At 69.6% G+C, this 18,277-nt stretch carries 12 protein-coding genes; 5 read left to right on the top strand and 7 right to left on the bottom strand.

Features of this window, described 5'->3' with window-relative positions:
* Window positions 1-217: 217 nt before the first annotated feature.
* The 3 genes from IF22_RS0117705 (at window position 218) to IF22_RS0117695 (ending at window position 2,071) form a co-directional block, all read left to right on the top strand.
* The gene (locus IF22_RS0117705; RefSeq protein ID WP_030333345.1) at window positions 218-1,312 is read left to right on the top strand and encodes a 3-deoxy-7-phosphoheptulonate synthase; all 1,095 of its coding nucleotides are present in this window, start codon (window positions 218-220) and stop codon (window positions 1,310-1,312) included.
* 279 nt (window positions 1,313-1,591) lie between these two features.
* Entirely contained in the window at window positions 1,592-1,825 is a 234-nt protein-coding gene (locus tag IF22_RS0117700) for a hypothetical protein (RefSeq protein WP_247680815.1), read from the top strand.
* A gap of 48 nt (window positions 1,826-1,873) precedes the next feature.
* The gene (locus tag IF22_RS0117695) at window positions 1,874-2,071 is read left to right on the top strand and encodes a hypothetical protein (protein WP_030333341.1); all 198 of its coding nucleotides are present in this window, start codon (window positions 1,874-1,876) and stop codon (window positions 2,069-2,071) included.
* Between the two features lie 54 nt (window positions 2,072-2,125).
* Here the strand turns inward: IF22_RS0117695 and IF22_RS0117690 are convergent, their stop codons facing one another.
* From IF22_RS0117690 to IF22_RS0117680, 3 genes are read right to left on the bottom strand one after another with little or no spacing between them, the layout of a single operon-like run.
* Complete coding sequence (locus IF22_RS0117690; protein ID WP_030333340.1) at window positions 2,126-2,665, bottom strand: DUF1360 domain-containing protein; 540 nt, start codon at window positions 2,663-2,665, stop codon at window positions 2,126-2,128.
* 55 nt (window positions 2,666-2,720) lie between these two features.
* Complete coding sequence (locus IF22_RS0117685; RefSeq protein ID WP_030333338.1) at window positions 2,721-3,053, bottom strand: SRPBCC family protein; 333 nt, start codon at window positions 3,051-3,053, stop codon at window positions 2,721-2,723.
* Window positions 3,053-3,394, bottom strand: a complete 342-nt coding sequence (locus IF22_RS0117680; RefSeq protein ID WP_030333336.1) for a DUF6158 family protein — start codon at window positions 3,392-3,394, stop codon at window positions 3,053-3,055. The genes IF22_RS0117685 and IF22_RS0117680 overlap by 1 nt, the downstream gene beginning before the upstream one ends.
* 131 nt (window positions 3,395-3,525) lie before the next feature.
* Between IF22_RS0117680 and IF22_RS0117675 the strand changes: the two genes are divergently transcribed.
* Window positions 3,526-3,948: a hypothetical protein gene (locus IF22_RS0117675; protein ID WP_209444571.1), complete on the top strand. Its 423-nt coding sequence runs from the start codon at window positions 3,526-3,528 to the stop codon at window positions 3,946-3,948.
* A gap of 25 nt (window positions 3,949-3,973) precedes the next feature.
* Complete coding sequence (locus IF22_RS0117670) at window positions 3,974-4,300, top strand: DUF3817 domain-containing protein (RefSeq protein WP_030333332.1); 327 nt, start codon at window positions 3,974-3,976, stop codon at window positions 4,298-4,300.
* Window positions 4,301-4,331: 31 nt separating this feature from the next.
* Here the strand turns inward: IF22_RS0117670 and IF22_RS0117665 are convergent, their stop codons facing one another.
* The 4 genes from IF22_RS0117665 to IF22_RS0117650 all read right to left on the bottom strand — a co-directional run bounded on the left by IF22_RS0117665 (window position 4,332) and on the right by IF22_RS0117650 (window position 18,073).
* Window positions 4,332-4,517 carry a hypothetical protein gene (locus IF22_RS0117665; protein WP_030333329.1) on the bottom strand — a complete coding sequence of 62 codons (186 nt, stop codon included), beginning with the start codon at window positions 4,515-4,517 and terminating at the stop codon, window positions 4,332-4,334.
* 35 nt (window positions 4,518-4,552) lie between these two features.
* A complete protein-coding gene (locus tag IF22_RS0117660) occupies window positions 4,553-5,062 on the bottom strand; it encodes a DUF3592 domain-containing protein (RefSeq protein ID WP_030333328.1) in 510 nt (169 codons plus the stop codon).
* A gap of 82 nt (window positions 5,063-5,144) precedes the next feature.
* Complete coding sequence (locus tag IF22_RS0117655) at window positions 5,145-11,444, bottom strand: RHS repeat-associated core domain-containing protein (protein WP_245233661.1); 6,300 nt, start codon at window positions 11,442-11,444, stop codon at window positions 5,145-5,147.
* A 239-nt stretch (window positions 11,445-11,683) separates the two neighbouring features.
* The gene (locus IF22_RS0117650) at window positions 11,684-18,073 is read right to left on the bottom strand and encodes a carboxypeptidase regulatory-like domain-containing protein (RefSeq protein ID WP_245233660.1); all 6,390 of its coding nucleotides are present in this window, start codon (window positions 18,071-18,073) and stop codon (window positions 11,684-11,686) included.
* Between the last annotated feature and the right edge of the window lie 204 nt (window positions 18,074-18,277).

Genomic DNA, 18,277 nt, shown 5'->3' with positions numbered 1-18,277 from the left:
GGACGACGGGCCGGGTGACCGCGTCCGGTCGGGTACGCTGGCCCGGTGACGCGTTCCTATCGATGGTTTAGGCAGCCGGCTCGCACGCCGGTGACTTCACCATGAACTGACGTCACCACGGACCGAGCCGGCTGGGCAGGAGCTGTCGTTCCTGCCCTTTTGCGTACGAGCAGCCGGCTCGTCCCGGGCACCGGCCCCGGGCACGGTCGGCGGAAGGATGCCCACCGTGACGACCCCGGAGACCGATCGGGTCAGCGATCAGCGGATCGACCGTGTCGTGCCGCTGACCACGCCCGCCCTGCTGCACCACGAGTTACCCCTTGATCCCCCGCTCGCGTCGGCCGTACTGAACGGCCGCCGTGCGGTGGGGCGCGTGCTGGACCGCGAGGACGACCGCCTGCTGGTGGTGGTCGGTCCCTGCTCGGTGCATGACCCGGCCGCCGCCCTCGACTACGCGCAGCGGCTGCGGACGGCGGCCGACCGGCTGGCCGACGACCTGCTGATCGTCATGCGGGTCTACTTCGAGAAGCCACGCTCCACGGTCGGCTGGAAGGGCCTGATCAACGACCCGGGGCTGGACGGCAGCGGGGACGTCAACACCGGGCTGCGGTTGGCGCGGGCGCTCCTGCTCGACGTGCTGCGTCTCGGCCTGCCGGTGGGTTGCGAGTTCCTCGACCCGATCACCCCGCAGTACATCGCGGACACGGTGGCCTGGGGCGCGATCGGCGCCCGTACCGTGGAGAGCCAGGTGCACCGGCAGCTGGCTTCCGGTCTGTCCATGCCGATCGGCATGAAGAACCGCCCGGACGGCAGCATCGGCACGGCGGTGGACGCGATCCGCGCCGCCGGGGTTCCGCACGTCTTCCCCGGCATCGACTTCTCCGGCACCCCGGCGATCATGCACACCCGGGGCAACACCGACGGGCACCTGGTGCTGCGCGGCGGGGGCGGCCGGCCGAACTACGACGCCGCGTCGGTCGCCGGGGCGCTCGATCTGCTCCGCGCCGCCGACCTGCCGGAGCGGCTGGTGATCGACGCCAGTCACGCCAACAGCGGCAAGGATCACCGCAACCAGCCGCTGGTGGCCGCGGACGTGGCAGCGCAACTCACCGCCGGCCAGCGTGGGATCACCGGCGTGATGCTGGAGTCGTTCCTGCTGCCCGGCCGACAGGAGCTCGACCCGACCCGGCAGCTGGAGTACGGCCGGTCGGTCACCGACGCCTGCCTCGGCTGGGACGACACCGCCGAGGTGCTCGACCACCTCGCCTCGGCCGTGCGGGCCCGGCGGGCCACAGTGCCGACGACGGTGTGACCGCCGACACCGGGCCGCACGGAACACGAGCGGGGGTCGGCTCGTTGACTGGGGTGTCGGTGTGCCCAGTGTCCCCGGGCCTCACCTAAATAGCCTTCGCGGAATACCGTCCGGCTGGAGCCGCGTAGCGCCACTCGCCGAGAGGCGACCTGCACACCGACACCAGCGCCGCCCCCGGCCCACAAGGCCGGGGGCGGCGCTGTCGATTGCCCCTCGAACCCGTCCGGGGGCGACGGCCGGCCCGCTGGCGTGACGTTTGACCGATTCCGCCCGGGGTAGCTGATCGACGTGACCGACGACGCATCAGTGGCCGGCGAGCCGGACACCCGGGCCCTCGACGACCTGCTCGACGACCTCTACCGGGGGCAGGAACGGGTCACCCAGGCGGACATCTACCGCAAGGCGGTGGCCGCCGAACTCCCGCCGGACCTGCTCGCCCGGATCGACGCGCTGCCCGAGGGCGAGTACGCGGTGGACGAGGCCAGCGACCTGCTGGGTGGTTCCATCGGCTGAGCGCCTGTGCCAGCTCCGCCGCGTGAGCGACAGCAGAAGGGACACCACATGACGCACCACGACGAGGACCACGACGAGAAGGTGCCGGCGCTGGGTCAGCCGCCGAAGGGCACTGACACCACGCCCGAGCCGGACTTCGCCAACGAGCACGACCGCACGGCGGTGGACCGGGACATCATCACCGGGGCGGACGAGCACGAACGGGAGCCGGAGTCGCCGCACGGTTGGTCCGGCATGCAGCGCTGAGGGGTACGAGAAAGGGGGCCGATTTCCGCCGGCCCCCTTTCTCGTGCGTGCTGATCAGTCGTCGTCGTGCCCGCCCTCGGCGGCCTGCTGGGCCGTCGCGTACGCCATCTGGAGGAAGTCGGACGCGGCGACCGCGGTCAGCGCGGTGGCCACCAGGCGGGTGAGCCGGGGCGCGAGGACCAGGCCACCGGTCAGCCCGGTGGCCACCCACACGGCCAGGCAGAACGGGCAGCTCAGCAACTCGCCGATGGCGTGCCGGGTCGGGCTGCCCGAGTCGCGGACCTGTTCCATCACCTCGCCGCTGCCGATCGGGCGGTCATAGCGGGTGAACGGCGCCCGCAGCGGGCTCGTCACCGCGTCCTTGGACAGCAGCCGGCTCAGCTTGTGCGTGGCGATGGAGAGCAGCACCACGTCGGACGGCGCGGGGCGTTCCGGCACCGGCCGACCGGTCGCCTTGACCAGGCCGGCGAGCGCACCGGTCACCCCGGCGTAGGCGCCCATCGCCACCAGGTAGCCGCCGAGCGGCCGGTGTTCGTGCGGCGCGTACGCCCGGCGCAGCCGGGCCGCCTTCTGTCGCAGGCCAGTGTCGCTCACCCGATCTCCTCACGTGTCGTGGTGGTGGCGGGAGCGGCGTCCCGCTGTGGCCGGCTCAGCCGGCCTGGAGGTTGTCGGCGACCTCGCGTGCCAGGTTGGTGAGCGCCTGGTCGGCCAGTTGGTCCGGCCCGGGCCCGCCCGACCCGTCGGCCAGGTCCAGCTCGATCCGGGCGCCACCGGAATCCGCCGGCTCGACCCGGATCTCGGCGGACCAGTCGTCGGTGTCGCCCCACCGGGCACGCAGCTCGTCGCCGTTGATTTCCGCGGCCGGGCTGCCGTCGCCGCGCAGTGGCTCCGGCAGCCAGGCCGAGGCACGGTCGGGGTCGGTGGCCGTGCTGAAGACCACCTCGGGTGGCGCGGACATGCCGCGTACGGCGCGCGCCGGCATCAGGCGTCCCGCAGGCGGCTGGGATCGACCTCGCGACCCGGGTGGCGGGCCAGGTACTCGGTCTCCAGCTCCGCCGTGCGTCGCAGGTGGTTGGCGAGTGCGGAGTCGGCAGCGTGCCGCAGGGTGTCCAGGCGGGTGCGGTGCAGACTGTGCATCTCGCGGATCAGGTCCTCGTCGGTCAGCTCCGTCGGGTCGATGCCGAGCAGCTCGCCGTCGAGACCGGGAGCGCCGGCCGGGTCGGCCAGCTCATCGCCGCCCCACTCGGGCACCCGCTGCTCCGGGCTCACATCCGCGCCATCACTGGACGCGAAGCCGTCCTCACGTACCGATCCGGTCATGATCGCCCCCCTTGATCTCGTTTGGGCTGGCGTCTAGACGATTGCCCAGGCGTGGTGATGCCAAACCACGCCGACGAGGCGACAACTACGACACGGTGTCGGAGACCGGCGGCGTCCCCGGTACCCTCGATGCCATGAGGCGGCTCTGGACTCCGGCGTGGATCGCGCGCCACGTGGCCATGGTCGTGCTGGTCGTGGGCTTCCTCGGGCTGGGTTGGTGGCAGATCAGCCGGGCCGCCGCCGGCAACAGCCTGAGCTGGGGGTACGCGGTCGAGTGGCCGATCTTCGCCGGTTTCGTGGTCTACGTCTGGTGGCGTGAGGTGAAGTTGGCCCGCCGCAGGATGGCGGAGGTCGACGCACCGCCCGCGGACCCGGCCGTCGAGCCGGCGCCGGCGGTCACCACCGGGTCCCGACCGGCGGTACGCCGACCGGTGCGGGTGTCCCGGGTGCCGGCCACCGGTGACGTCGGCGAGGACACCGACCTGGCCGCCTACAACCACTACCTGTCATGGTTGAACGCCAATCCGGGCGCCCGGCCCGGTGACTATCCCGGCTGAGCCGGGCTCGGAAGGACGGACAAAGGTGGGCGCTGCCCTTACCCGGTACCGCGTGATCGCCTGGATCGTGGGCGTGGTGCTGATCCTGCTGGTCGTGATCGGCATGCCGCTGAAGTACGCGTTCGACAACCCGGTCGTCGTGGAGACGGTGGGGCCGGCGCACGGCTTCCTCTACATGATCTACCTGGTGGCCGCGTTCGACCTGAGCCGGCGGGCCGACTGGCCGTTGAAGCGGATGCTCCTGGTGATGCTGGCCGGCACCGTGCCGTTCGTCTCGTTCTACGCCGAGCGCCGGGTCAGCGGGTGGCTGGCCCGACCGGTGCAGCGCACCCCGGAGACGGTCGCCAGCTGACGCAGACGGTCGGCGACTGACGCACCGTCGGTCAGCGGGCGCGCCGGGCGATCAGCCACCCCGCCACCGCCAGGGCAGCGCCGATGACGGCCAGGGCGATCGCGTCGGTCAGCAGACCCACCAGGATCAGCACCGCCCCGCCGACAGACACGGCGAACGCCGCGGGGTTGCGGGCGGCTGGCGGTCGCCAGCCGCCCTGCCTGGTCTTTCGCGCCATTGGTGTGTCCTCTCTCGGCGATCCCCGAACCTGGCTCAGGCCCAGCTGTCCTTGTCCTTCACCACCACGAACAGCAGACCGGCGCCGATGATGGTCAGCACCGCGCCGATCGGGATCAGCGTCCACGACATCAGGAACGACAGCGAACCGTTCGTGTGGCCGTTCTCGGCCACGAACAGTTCCGGATCGGCGGGGTCGACCCGGATCGTCACCTGCGGCCCCGGCGTGCTGTGACAACCCGTCAGACCGGCGCACGGGATCCACTTCTCGTACTGCACCCCGTCGAACAGATAATTGATCTCGATGCGGTCGATGCCGCTGCCTCGGCCGCCGCCACCGGAGCGGTCAGAGATGGTGGCAGTGATCGGCACGCCATCGCTCTGCAACCGGTCAGCCTCGGCCGAGACGTGCCACCGATAACCGAGCGAACCGCCGAGCAGGGCGACGCCTGCCAGCAAGAAGGCGGCGGCCATCAGGCCGACCTTGAATCGGACGCGCCCGGCGCCGCTGCCGCGCGCGCCAACGCCGACCCGCTGCTTTCCCATCCACGCCTCCCCATCGAGGGACTCACGATAGCCCGGTCGGGGCCGCCACGACCCCGACCGGTTGCCAGCTACTGACCGCGGTTCACCATTTCAGCGGATCGGTGAACGGAATGTCCTGTTGCCAGGGTGCGATGCCGCCGGGTGCCGACACCCCCCACCAACCGAGTTGTCCGGCAGTGCGGCCTCCGCCCGCCAGCATCGCTCCGCCGTCCCAGGTGCCGCCCGGTTTGAACTGCTGCCGCCAGGTCAGGCTGTAGTCCTGGGTCGGGTTGCGGGCGCTGCGTGGAGCATGGACTGTCGCCCCGGAACGGGTTGTCTTGAACAGCCGCACGCCTGGGATCTTGGACGAGGCATAGTCGATCGCCATACCGGTGAACATCCGTTCGACGTTGTCCTGGGTCCAACCGCTCTTCGAGGACTGGACGTCGAGCATCCGGCCGCCGAGGGCGACCCCGAGGCCGACGGCACCGGCGACCGCGCAGACCCCGGCGGTGGCGACGATGCAGATACCCACGCCGAGCGTTCCGACGGTGCCGGTGACCCAGTCGCGGTTACCGCGCCACCACTTCTTGGCGCCCTCACCGCCGCTGAACAGGCACTTGAAGTCGCGGAACTTGCACGTCGGGCCGTCCAGCTCACCCTCGGGCTTCGCCGGCACCGGCACTGTCGGGCAGGCCGGCGTCGTCGGGATCTGCACCCGGGGTTTCGGGCTGCTGGCCGGGCCAGCCACCGGTCCGGAGAAGTTGAGCGCCACTCGCCAGACGTGCACCACCACGCGGGCCACCAGCCATACGCCGGGCAGGCCGGCGTACTGCATCGGGATCCAGTACGCCGTGCCGCCGACCCCGCCCAGGCACTGCGACCCGCCATATCGGCAGAACAGGTAGTAGTCGGCACGGAAGTGGTAGCGGTAGCCACCCTTGGTGCTGGTCCACCGGTCACTGCCGACGTACATCCAACTGCCGCCGGGCTCCCGTCCGCTCGGGTCGGAGTGGGTGATGGGGCTGTTGCCCGAATAGGCGTAGCCGTTCATCTGCTCCGGAGCGTCCTCGTTGAACACCGGGTCGATGCTGACGAAGCGGCCGATCACCGGGTCGTACTCGCGCGCGCCCAGGTGGACGAGGCCGGTGTTGTCGACCGTCCCACCCACGAAACCCTTGCTGTTCGGCCAGGCCGGTTGGCCGCCGCGCGGAGTGCCGTAGGGGGTCTGCCGGCGTACGGTGACCTGCTGGTCGCTCTCTCGCACCGAGACCTGGGCGGTGCCCTGGTGGTCGCTCGCCAGCCACACCAGGCCGGCAGTGGTACGTGAGGCGACCGCCTGGCCGGCGAAGGTGTAGTAGCGGGTGCAGGTCTTGCTCTGGTCGGAGTTCCGGTACCGCAACTCCTGGCCGGCGAGGTACAACGTCTTGCCGGTCGGGTCCTTGCGGATCAGTCTGTTGCCGTCCGCGTCGTAGACGTAGCTGGTGGTTCCGGTGCTGTCGGTGCTGGTGGCGAGCATCCCCTCCGGGTCCCAGGTCAGGGTCTGTTTTCCCGCGGTCGGCGTCGGCCGCGTCAGGGTGTTGCCCGCCTCGTCGTACGTGTACGCGGCCGTCTCGGTGACGACACCGTTGACAGTGGTGCTGGTGCCGTTCAGCGCGTGCGGCAGCGACGATCCGCCCGCCGGATACCCGTACGTGTAGCTGGTCGTCCGCTCACCGGAGGGCGCGGCACGGTCGATCTCCGTCATGCGACGCCCCGCCGGGTCGATGTCCCACTTCAGCCAGTACTTCGCGGGGCCACCCAGCGTGGCCACTGTCGGTGCCGCGTCGCAGTCGCCGTTCGACGGGGTCCACGCCTCAGTCAACTGCCCCCGGAAGTCGTGGCTGAAGCACTGGTTGTCCGCCCCGCCGACCGCAGCGAGGTCGGACATCTTCTTGATGTTGCCGACCTCGTCGTAGCTGTAACGGACGTCGGTGATGGTGTGCGGCGCGACCGAGTCCCGGTCAGTGCGACTACCGGTCAGCCGGCCGGTCTCGAGTTCGTAGGAGAAGGAACGGAAGAACCGCGACCCGGTCTCCGAGTAGAGGCCGGTGTACATCTCGTACTGGTCGACCTTGCCGAGAGCGTTGTAGTCCGTGTCCGCCACGTAGCTGGACTGCGGTTGCGCGCCGTAGAGCGTGGTCATCTGCTTCGGCAGACCGTTGACCGGGTCGTAGTGGTTGAACACCGTCTCGATTGGAAGGTCGCCGGTCTGCGGGTAGGCCGAGGACGCGACGCTGCCGTCCACGTTGTAGGTGTAGGCGAAGTTGTAGGTGCCGTCGAGCCCCGTCTCCGAACTGGGGATGATCACTTGCGTTCCGGTGGGTTGGTACGCGTCCGTGTAACCGGTGATCTTCACCTGGTACGGCGCGGAACCGACCATCCGCGTGCTCTGGGAGAGCTGCCCCTTGGCGAGGGTGTCGTAGACCCACGCCGCCCGCTGCGGCCCACCGACCTGGTTCTCGTAGGTGGCCCGCTTACGACCCAGCGGGTCGTAGACGTGCACGAGCTTCTTGCTGCGGGCGTCGGTGCTGGAGGTGACCCGGTCGGCGTTGTCGTAGGTCATGGTCGTCGAGCCCTTGTCCGGGTCGTTCCGACTCACCTGGCGACCGCGTGCGTCGTACCCGAACGTCCAGTGGTTGCCGGCCGGGTCGGTCACCCGGTCCAACTGACCCTTGGCGTCGTACCGGTACCACGTCGACTCGTAACTGCCGGTGGGCGTGGCGCCGTGGAACTGCCGCAGCTCCACGGTGCGGCCCAACGCGTCGCCGACCTTGGAGGTGACCGTTCCGCCGGACGGCGGGGTGACGTCGACGCGGTCACCGGCGTAGTAGGTGCGGGTGCGGTAGCGCTCGACACCGTACGGCTGGAAGATCGATGCGGTAGGTCGGCCGGCGCCGTCGTACTCGGTGCGCATCTGACTCGGCACGAACGCCTTCTCGGTGGCGGTGACCAGGGTGGTGCCCGGTGTGCCCGACGCGTGGTAGGCGCTGTACGACGTCGCCTCCCTGCCGGCGGTGTCGTAGAACGTGTCGGTCAGCAGCCGCCCCCCTGACGGCGAGGCCGCCTGGGTCTGTCGTTTGCGCAACAGCCCGTCGTACAGCTCGTAGGCGGTGACCTGGTTACCGGCGGGGTTGAGCGCACGGGTCGTGATCACGGACGGGGCATCGGCCCGGATCAGGTACTCGTAGCTGGTGTTCGCCGACTGCGTCGCCTTGTCCCGGCCCGGCTTCCAGACGCCGGTGAGACGACCGAGTCCGTCGTAAGCGAGTTGGGTCACCTTGCCGTTCGCGTCGGTGATTCTGGTGGCCAGCCCCCACCCCGGCTCCTGTTCGCTGGTCGTGGTGTGACTGAGCGGGTTGGTCACCACCGTCTTGGTCAGCGGACCACCGCTCGCCGGGGTATAGGTGGTGGTGGACCGGAAGTCCATCGCGTCCCAGGTCTCGGTGACCCGGCCGTACGCGTCGAACGCCGCCCGGGACACCGTCACGAATGACGGGACGCCAGCGGTCCAGGCCGACATCTCCTCGTTCCGGCTGACCTCACCCCGCGTCGGCGCGACTCCGTGGGCGTTGCCGTCGTACGAGATCCGATCAACCGAGATGACCTTGTCCGCGGTGAGGGTGGTCGGGTTGGTGGCGTCGGCGCAGCTGACCGCGTAGGTGGACCGGGTGTGCGGCTGACCGATCAGCCAGTTCGTGGTGTTGTTCGCGTACTCGGTCTTCACACACTGCTCGTCGCCGGTCTTGGCGGTGTCACCCCGGTCGTCCACCCGGGTGGGCAGGCCGTCGCCGTCGAAGGTGGTGTACTGCGAGGTGACCCGCTCGCCGCGTCCGGCGTCCAGGGTCACCCGGTTGTGCTTCCCGGAGACGTCGACGAATCGCGCCTCGACAAGGTCGCCGTTGATGGTTCGGGAGGCGGTGGCGGCGGACTGCCACGGCTCGCTGACCTCCCGGGAGATCACCGGGCCGCCGGGACCGTTGTGCGTGGTCTTCTCCCGCTCCATGCCGGCGTAGGCGTCCTCGTCGTTCACCGTCGGCACGCCTGTTCCGGTCACCGGCACGTTGCGGGTCCCGGACGGCTGCTTGTCGCCGTGCATGCCGCGGAAGTACTTCGTCTCGACGTAGGTCTGCTCGCCCGGGTCACCGACGGTGACACCGACCTTCTCGTAGCCCCGCCACACCGACCAGGTCTTGTCCTTCTTCCCGATCAGTCCGTCGTCGTCGGCGTAGTGCCACGCCGGATCGCCGAGGTAGCTGTACTTGTAGGCGGTTCGCGGGCTGCCGTTCGGTGGTACGCCACCGGTGTGGTCGATCTCGTAGATGGTGGTCACCACGTACTTGTGGAACCAGTCGGTGACCGGGTTGGGGTACCCCTCCGGTGTCCAGCGGACCGGGTAGCAGCGCAACGTGTTGTTGTGCGCGGCACTGGGCATCCGGGATCCGATGACGCAGTCCGGATCGGAGTACGTGACGTTCACAGTGCCACCGCTCTCACTGCGGATCGCCGCGAGACGCATCCAGTTCATCGCGGCCGAGTGGTCGATGGTGTCCACCCGGTTGCTGAGCTGCGTCTCGGTGAATTCGATGTCCGGTATTGAGGTGGTGGTGCCGACCAGTCCCTGATGGGAGATCTTCTTCAGGAACAGGCCCGCCCTGGTGCCGTCACCGGGGTCCGGGAAGGTGTGGGTGAGCGTCCATCGCTCCACGTTGCGGTAGGCGCTGCCATCGCGGACCTGGGTGGTCACCGCCGACAGTCGCTTCTTCGACCAGAAGGTGGGCGCGCCGATCAGGCAGGAGTCGCCGGTGCACTCCTGGTCCCAGGGAGTGTCGGGCCAGTGGGCGGCGTCGTGCTGGGAACAGTCGTTCAGGCAGCGGTCCGCCGTGGTGAACTCCACCCGCATCGGCGCGGCCACGCCACGGTAGAGCGAATCGGTGCGGACACCGCCGACCTCGGTGCGGTTGTCGGTGCCGTACTCGATCCGGGTCAGGTAGCCGCCCCGGGTGTAGGAGGCGACGTCGTCAGCGCTGTTGTTGCGGGCGTACCCGTTGGACTCCTTCGCGTACCAGAGCGACATGGTGTTGCCGTGCGGATCGACGACGTAGTCGAGGTTCCACCGCCACGCCTGCATGCAGTCCGAGGCGGCGAAGCTGGAGCCCCGGCAGGGCTCGTTGGGGTCGTTACCGAAGACCGGGACCGTCCAGGTGGAGTTGGTCACCGCCTTGTCGCTGGTCCAGCCGGCCAGCTTGTGCCGACCGAACCAGTACTGGGTGCCGTTGGTGGTGGTGACCTTCCAGTACTCACCGTCGTTGTCACCGTTGCCGTACGACGTCCCACCGACGATGCGCTCGGCCCGGGTGCCGTCGTCGCGGCGCGGGTGCCAGTACCCGTCGGTGGCGTTGTAGATCAGCTCACCGCCGGAGCCGCCCAACGACAGCGTCGCGTTGTTGGTCTCCCAGCACAGGTCACCGGTCTTGGTGGCGTTGTTGTTGCTGTCGCCGTCCATGTCCTGACCGCAGGAACGGTAGCGCCGTTCGATGAAGTCACCGGGGACGAACTCGAACCCCTCGCCCACCCAGGACGGCTGGTTGTTGGAGGCGGCGTGCCGGCCGTCGACGCTCTGCGCGGAGTAGGACAGCTTCATCTCCGGCGTCGGGCCGTTCAGGCCCGGGGGGTTGCGCATCGGGTACGACCAGGTGAAGTCACCGGAACTGCTACCTGCCGACCAGGTCGCCGACGGGGACAGACTCGTGGCACCGTAGTCGCCGGCCGCACCGGAGGGACCGGCGGTCAGGGCGAACAGACTTCCCTGCGCGGCCAGGTCGAGGCCGCCCTTCTCGGTCAGCCGAGGCTCGACCGGCACGGCGGCCGTCGCTGTCCGCGCGGCGAGGTCGTTGCGAGTCGGCAGAACTGTGCCGGCGCACTCCGGGCGCTCCGGGCTGCCGAGCGCACAGGCGGGCAGGGAGACCAGGCGAAGTCTGCTCGCCCAGTCGGCACCGTACGCGGTGGCGAATGCCCGGTAGTCGACGCCGAGTTCGACGGTGCCCCGACCGGTGGCGCCGTCGGCCCGGGCGACCCGGATCAGGACCCCGCGGATCCGGGCCTGCTCGGCGGCCCGCTGGTCGAGCACGCTGACCCGGACCCGGCTCGGCACCGAGCTGGCACCGCGCGCGGTGGCCTCGGGACGGTTCACCCGCACCGGCAGCGTGCCGGCTCGGGCTGGCGAGGCCATCCGGCCCTGCGCCGGTGCCGCGGGCAGGTCGACCTCGGCGGTGCCCGCCGACGGCCACCGGGGGGCCGGTTGCGCGGACGCCTCAGGCACCGCCGCCGTGGCCGGCGCCTTGCCGGCGGGTGCGCTACGCACCGGTACCGCCTTGACCTTCGCCGCCTTCGGTGCGGCGAAGGGTTCCGGTGCCGCTGCCCGAGCCGGTGGGACGAACAACGTCGTGGCAGTTAGCGCCGCCACCAGAAGCATCACGAAGAATGCCCAGGTTCGGCTGGTTGTGGACGACGACACGGGCCCGTGTGTGGGCAGGCTCGACTGCACCGGGTTACCTCCGGAAGGGTCCGAGGAGCTACGGCAGTTGCGGGAACCGGCTGTGGTCAGGAAGCGGGTGGGTTGATCCGTAGGCCAAGGCCGGCACGGAGTACCGGTTGCCGGTGGGTGTACTGAAGAGCTGCTGTGCCGTCGGCACCCTCGATGCCGATCGTCGCCGCGCCACCGCGCTCCAGGAACGTCCCGTCGAGGTCGGCGTACGCGAAGCTGTATCCGCCCGCCTCGTCGAAGATCAGCTGGAAGGTGACCCGACTGTTGGGGTCCTCGTAGGAGTGCACGTTGCGCCACTCGATGACGAACTGCCGGTTGGGTGCCGCACCGCGCAGCGCGGTCCGGACGCTGGCCGAGGAGTCGACCACCCAGTCATGCCAGAACGGGTAGATGCCGCTTGCTGGGCTACCCGCCGACGGGATCGGATAGGGGTACGGGAACGGCTCCTCCGGGTTGGCGAAGCTGACCAGCCCGTTGGTGTCCACCCAGGCCGAGCTGACCGACTGCCCGTACAGCGTGACGGGGAAGGGCAGGTCGACCCGGGTGTCCCGGTCGTCACCGCTCAGGGACAGGACCGTGCCGTCCGCGGGGGTGTAGGTGATCGGTTGTTCGGCGATGGTGTAGCCGGCGCCGGCCGGAGTCGCCGCCGTCGGGAAGTTGACGACCCGATCGGCACCGGCGCTCACCGTGGCGTGCTGCACCGAGGAACCGTTGCAGGTACCGGTGGCGCTGGTGGCGATCACCGCGTACGAGCCGCTGGGGACGCTCGTGACCTGGTAGCTGCCCGTCGCCGAGGTGACGGCGGTCTTTCCGGCGACCGCCACTGTCACGCCGGCCACCGGAGTTCCCTGACAGCTGACCGTGCCGGACACCGTGCCCTGCCCGGGTGGGCTGGGCCGGAAGGTGACGCCCTGGCCGCTGGTGAGCCGGGCCTCCCGGTGCAGGTACTGGAAGGCCGTGTTGCCGGCGGCGTTCTCGATGCCGATGGTCGCCTGACCGCCGCGCTCCCGGGCGTCAGCGGGGTCGATGTCCGCGTAGGCCAGCGAGATGTCACCGTTCTCGTTGAAGATGACCTCGAACGACGCGCGGTACGCCTTGTTGCCGGAGCGGTACACGTTGCGCCATTCGACCACCCACTGCCGGTTGGGGGCCGTGCCGCTGACCTTCGTGGCGATCGCGCTGGATGCGTCGACTCCCCAGTCGTCGTAGAACGCGTACACGGCGTTGTCGATCGTCCCGCCCGGCTCGTCGTACGGCAGGGGGGTTGGCATCGGCTTGTCGGTGTCGATGCCGTCGAGGCTGCTGAAACTGATCAGGCCGTTGGCGCTGATCCAGGCGGAGGTGTGCGTCTCCCCGTAGAGGGCGATCGGGAAGGGCGCGGTCTTCTGCCAGACCTTGTCGTCACCGCGCCACGTCTCCACCACGTCGCCCGGGATGAAGGTGACCGGTCCGGTGGTGCAGGAGTAGCCGAACTCGTCACCGTTGGACATCACCGAGAGATCGAGGTCCTGGGTGCCACCACCGGGATGGTTGACGAACTGACGGGCGTACTGCCCGACGCACCGGTTGTCGGTGCCGACCGCGGCCACCACCTGCTCGCCGATGGGCACGTTGGCGAACTGGTAACCACCGTCGGCCGCGGTGACCGTCGTGCGCCCGCCCGGGTCGAGGGTGACGGTGGCGCCGGCGATCGGCTCCCCCGTTCCGGCCGTCGTCAGGGTGCCGCTGATCGATCCCGGCGGCGCCGGGGTGAAGGTGATGGACCCGTTGCTGACGGCCGCCGGCTCCATGAAGGAGTAGACCTCCGCGACCGAGCCGGAGGCACTCTCGATGCCGATGGTGGCGCTGGAGCCCTTCTGGACGATGTTGGTGAGCGTGCCGTAGTGGAAGCCGATCCGTCCGTCCTCGTGCAGCGTCGCCTCGAAGCTGACGTTGTAGCTCGCGGTGAACGTCTGCAGCGACATGTTGGACCACTCGACCACATAGGTGCGGTTCGGCGCGGTGCCGATGGTCTTGGTACGGATCACGCTGGCCGATCCCATCAGGAGCTGGTCGTCCCAGAACGGGGCGATGACGGAGTTCGGCGCGTCGACCCTCGGCATGTCGGGGTTGATGACCGTGATCGGGGCGGCGTCGAAGCTGATCAGTCCGTTCGTGTCCACCCAGCCCGTGGTGTAGGTCTTGCCGTGCAGGGTGAAGGGGAACGGCAGGTTCACCTGCGCGGTGCCGTTGGTCAGGGTCAGCGGCGTGTCAGCGGTGACATAGCCGGACGCGCCGACGACGCAGCTGTAGCCGAGGCTGCCGTAGTCGACGGCGAGTTGCAGCGCCCGCACCGTGTCCTCGGTCAGGTCGACCTGGCTCTCCGCCGACGGGCCACACCTGTTGTGTTGCGACGACGAGATGGTGTAGCTGTCGGCGACCACGTCGGTGAAGCTCCAGGCCCCGCCGGCGCCGGTGGTGGTGGCCAGACCGGTCGGGTCGAGGGTGACGGTCGCGCCGACCACCGGGTTGCCCGCCGGGTCGACGAGGGTGCCGGAGAGATCGTGCTTCTCCAACGGCTCGGCCGTCACCGGAACCGCGAAGGTGATCGCCTGACCGGTGGCCAGTGCTGGAGTCGCCGCCGAATACACCAGGCCGTCGTCGCCACCGGGTGCCTCCATCCCCACCACCGCGTTGGCCCCACGCTCAGCGTCGTTGTCGAGCTGGTCGTAGTTGGTGGTGACGGTGCCGTCGGCGGCCAGCAGGACCTGGAAGGAGAGCCGCTGCGCGGTCGACGACTTGCGATGCACGTTTCGCCATTCGATGACGAACTGTTCGTCGGCGCCGGTTCCCACCGTCCCCGTACGCACGCTCGCCGAGGCGTCGACAACCAGGTCGTCCCAGAACGGGGCGAGCAGGCCGTTCGGATCGGCCGGGGCGGGCAGCGCGCCACCGGTGTACGGGTGGGATCCACCCGGGTCGGTGAAGGAGACGAGACCGTTGGTGTCCACCCAGGCGCTGCGGTACGCGTGGCCGTAGAACGGGAACGCGAAGGGCAGTGCCACCTCGCCGACCGCGTCGTCACCGGTCAGCGCGAGCGCGGTGTCGGCGGCGATGAACTGCTTCGCCGAGGTGGCGCAGGTGTGCCCCTCGTCGTCGCGATACCGCTGCATGAAGATGTCGACACCGAGCCCCTGGCCGTCGATCTCCCACGGGCCGCTGGTGCCGGTCAGCCCGCAACGGCCACCGAAGGACCCGACGAGGGTGTAGGCCCCGGGCGCGAAGTTGCCGAGGTTGAACGCCCCTTCGGGGCCGGTGGTCGTCTGCGGGCCACCTGGTTCCAGTCGCACCGTGGCACCGGCCAGCGGCAGCCAGTTGTCGTCGTAGACGGTGCCGTAGACGAATGCCGTCACCTTGACGGTGAACGACGCCTGGGTCATTGCGCCGGTTCGGCCACCGTCGTCCTGGGCCGCCACGTAGATCAGGCGTTCTCCCGTGACGGTACCGACGCCGACGTCGACGGTGGCGGTCCCACCGGCGGCCGTCGCGTTCGCCGTGCTGCCCAGCGCGGTGTCGCCCACGCTGTACCGGAACTTCGTGATGTTGGTGTCGCCGCCGGCGTTGAAGGTGACTCGGAGCTGCCCTCCGGCGGTCACCTCGGCGCCGTTGGGGAAGGAGACCGCCGGCTGCAGGGGCACTGCCAACGCGGCGAGCTTGGCCGCGGTCTCGACGAGGTTGTAGACCCGGATGTCATCGACGGCACCGGAGAAGAGCCCGTCGTCGGCGCCGTCCCACCTGCGCTTGCCGACTGTTATCGAGCCGGTCGCGTGGAAGCCGCCGACCAGCGTCGTCGTCGCGGTCTGGGCCACCCCGTTCACGTAGAGAGTCATCTTCTTCGTGGCACCGTCGTAGGTCGCCGCGATGTGAGTCCACTTGCCGGCGGTGGCCGCCGAGTTGGACAGCACGTGGTACAGCGTGGTGTTGATGGTGTCCGAGGCGGACATGGTGAACCGCCACCGCTGGCTCGCGCCGGAGTAGCCCAGACTGTAGGCGTGCGACTGGGTGCCGTTGGCACTGAGCACGGCCTGGTAGCCGCTGGTCGGCACGGTCGGCAGCCGAACCCAGGCAGCCACGGTGAAACTTCCGTCGGTACGGACCGGGGTGGCCGCGCCGGTGTCCGGGTTCGGGGTCATCACCGTTCCGGTCAGTGAACCCGTCGTGCTGCCGTTGAGGCTGAGCGCGGTGCCGACACCGGCCCGACCCGGCGTCCGGGTTCCCGACGGCGTCAGGGTGAGAGTGTTGCCGTGGCCGGTGGCGTCGACAGCCGTGTTCCCGGTCTCGTCGAATGTCCAACGGGCGGCCGGACCGGACCCGGCCCGCACGCTGAACGTGTAGGTCGCCGGGACGAGCGAGTACCGACCGGAGTGGTCCCGGGACCAGACGCGCAGGGTGTTCACCCCGTCGTGCAACGGAATGACGCTGATCGAGGCACCGAAATTCGACTGGGCCGGCACGTTCACCGCATCGGTGAGCACGCCCGAGTCGAGGGTCCAGGCGTACTCCTTCACCTCGTACGCGCGCTGCGTCGGCGGCGCCACGGTGAACACGCCCGTCACGCCGACCCCGCCGCGCGGCGTACCGTCGTTGCTGTAGGTGGTGGAGCTGAGGCCCCCGGGTTCCTTCGGCGGTGTGGCGTCCACTGTGAACTCGCAGGTGCCGGACCAGTCGCTGTTGACCGAGCCGTCCGACGTGATCGCCTGCCACACGTAGGTGGTGCCGTCCACCAACCTGCCGGACGGGATCTGCTTCGACACCGCGGACGGGTTGCCCGACGCCTGGGAGATCTTGTTGGTCTCGTTGCGCGAGCCGCCGAGCGGCCACCAGTAGAACCACGTCGTCAGGGACTGCTGCGAGCTGTCCGGGTCGGCCTGCTTGACGGACAGGTACGGGGTGGCGCTCAACACGTACGGTCGGGAGCTGCCGACGGCGCACGGCTTACCGTCCGACTTGTGTCCCGACGGCGGGCTGGGCTTGGTGTTGTAGGTGATCGCCAGCTTCGGCGTCGAGTGCTTGAACCGCTTCCACTGGTTCTTGGTGCCCTCGTCGACCGCCCGCAGCCCGACTGTCAGGTCCGCCCAGCCGCTCTTTGCCGCCCGGTCGACCATGCGGGTGACGTCGAACTCGATCGTCCCGCTGCCCAGACAGCCGTGTGCGCCGCCAAGCTTGCGGTTGGCGGCCGTCTGAGCGGTGTAGCTGCTGTCCCAGCTCGGCTGGTTGTTCCAGGTCGTGGAGGACGAGATCTTCCCGGTGAGCCAGAGTTTCGCGTTGGACTTCGGGTTGCAGGTCCAGGAGTGGAGCTGCTCGATCCTGAACTGCGCCTTGCTAATGATCTTGCCCTTGACCGCGCTGGTGTTCATCCGGAACAGGGATCGGATGATGTGGTCCGCGCAGCCGTCGCAGTCCTCGGTCCGACCCGCTCCGGCGCCGCCGTAGGTCGACGCCCGCTGGAGCGCGGTGGAGTTCTGCCAGAACGAGCTGGACTTGTGCTTGCTCCACACCGACGTCCAGGCGTTGCTGGCAATCCCCCCGGTCCACGACGGGTCGATGTAGATGGGCAGCTTGGTGCGCGGGTCGTCCAGCATCGCCCGGTCCGGCACGATGGTCAGGGAGTCGCGGCCGACCGTCACCGGCATCACCGCGCGCCGGGTCACCCCGGAGGTGCCGGCTGGTGCGTCGCTCGATCGGGCGCCCTGGCCGGCGAGGTCCGGCTCCGCGCCGGCGACGGTGGCGTCCCACATCAGCGGGGCAGGCGCACTGAAGACGTCCCGGCCGCTCCCGTCGCGGGCCGCCAGACCACCGCCGGCCGCCGGACTGACAGTCACCCCCTTGCCGGCCAGGCCGAAGCGCAGGGACCGGAGCTTCGGGTTGGCCGCCGCCTTGCGGGTGTGCACCACCAACACCTCGGAGAAGCCGAGAGCGCCGGCCGTCACGCGCAGGTCGACCTCGGGCAGCACGTTGCGGTAGACGGCGGTGGAACCGTCGAGCACCGGCGCGGGCAGTCGACCGGGCCAGGACATCGTCAACTCGCGCGCACCGTCACGCAGGCGAGCCAGCGGTGCGTTCTCGCCCCCTGGGGAGAAGACCATCGGGAGCACCGACGCCCTGGGGGTGAGCCCCTCCGGGGTCGCCTTGAGGGCGGTGTCCACCGGCACCCACGAGTCGCCCTTGCGCACCCGTACGGGCTCGATGCTCTGCTCCAGGGTGAGCGATCCGTCGGGGTTGAGGAATGTCTGTGCGTATTCGGTGCGCTCCGACAGGATCTCCACCTGCCGGTCGCAGGTGGCGAGCATCGCGCGTGCGCTCTTGGCGTCCGGTTGGACGTCGACGCAGGCAGCGGCGGGCGTGGGCGCGGCCGCGCGGGCCGGAGCCGCAGGTGGGACGAGCACCGAGGCCGGCAGGAGCGCCATGACCAACAGAGCGGAACCACGACGACGAATGCCCAAAAAGGGCGTGCGACGCCCACCATGAACGACCATGAACAGCCCCCGTGTTGATCGATCCGCCGCTGCGGCGCGCTCAACATACTGAGGGGATCTTCAGTTTTCAATATTCAAGATCAGTGAGTTCACGCCTGATGCGTCAAGCGCCGAAACACGGCCTGCTGGGGCGTA

Source organism: Micromonospora parva, assembly GCF_000718515.1.
Lineage (GTDB): Bacteria > Actinomycetota > Actinomycetes > Mycobacteriales > Micromonosporaceae > Micromonospora > Micromonospora parva.
This window is presented reverse-complemented; position numbering and strand designations above follow the sequence as displayed.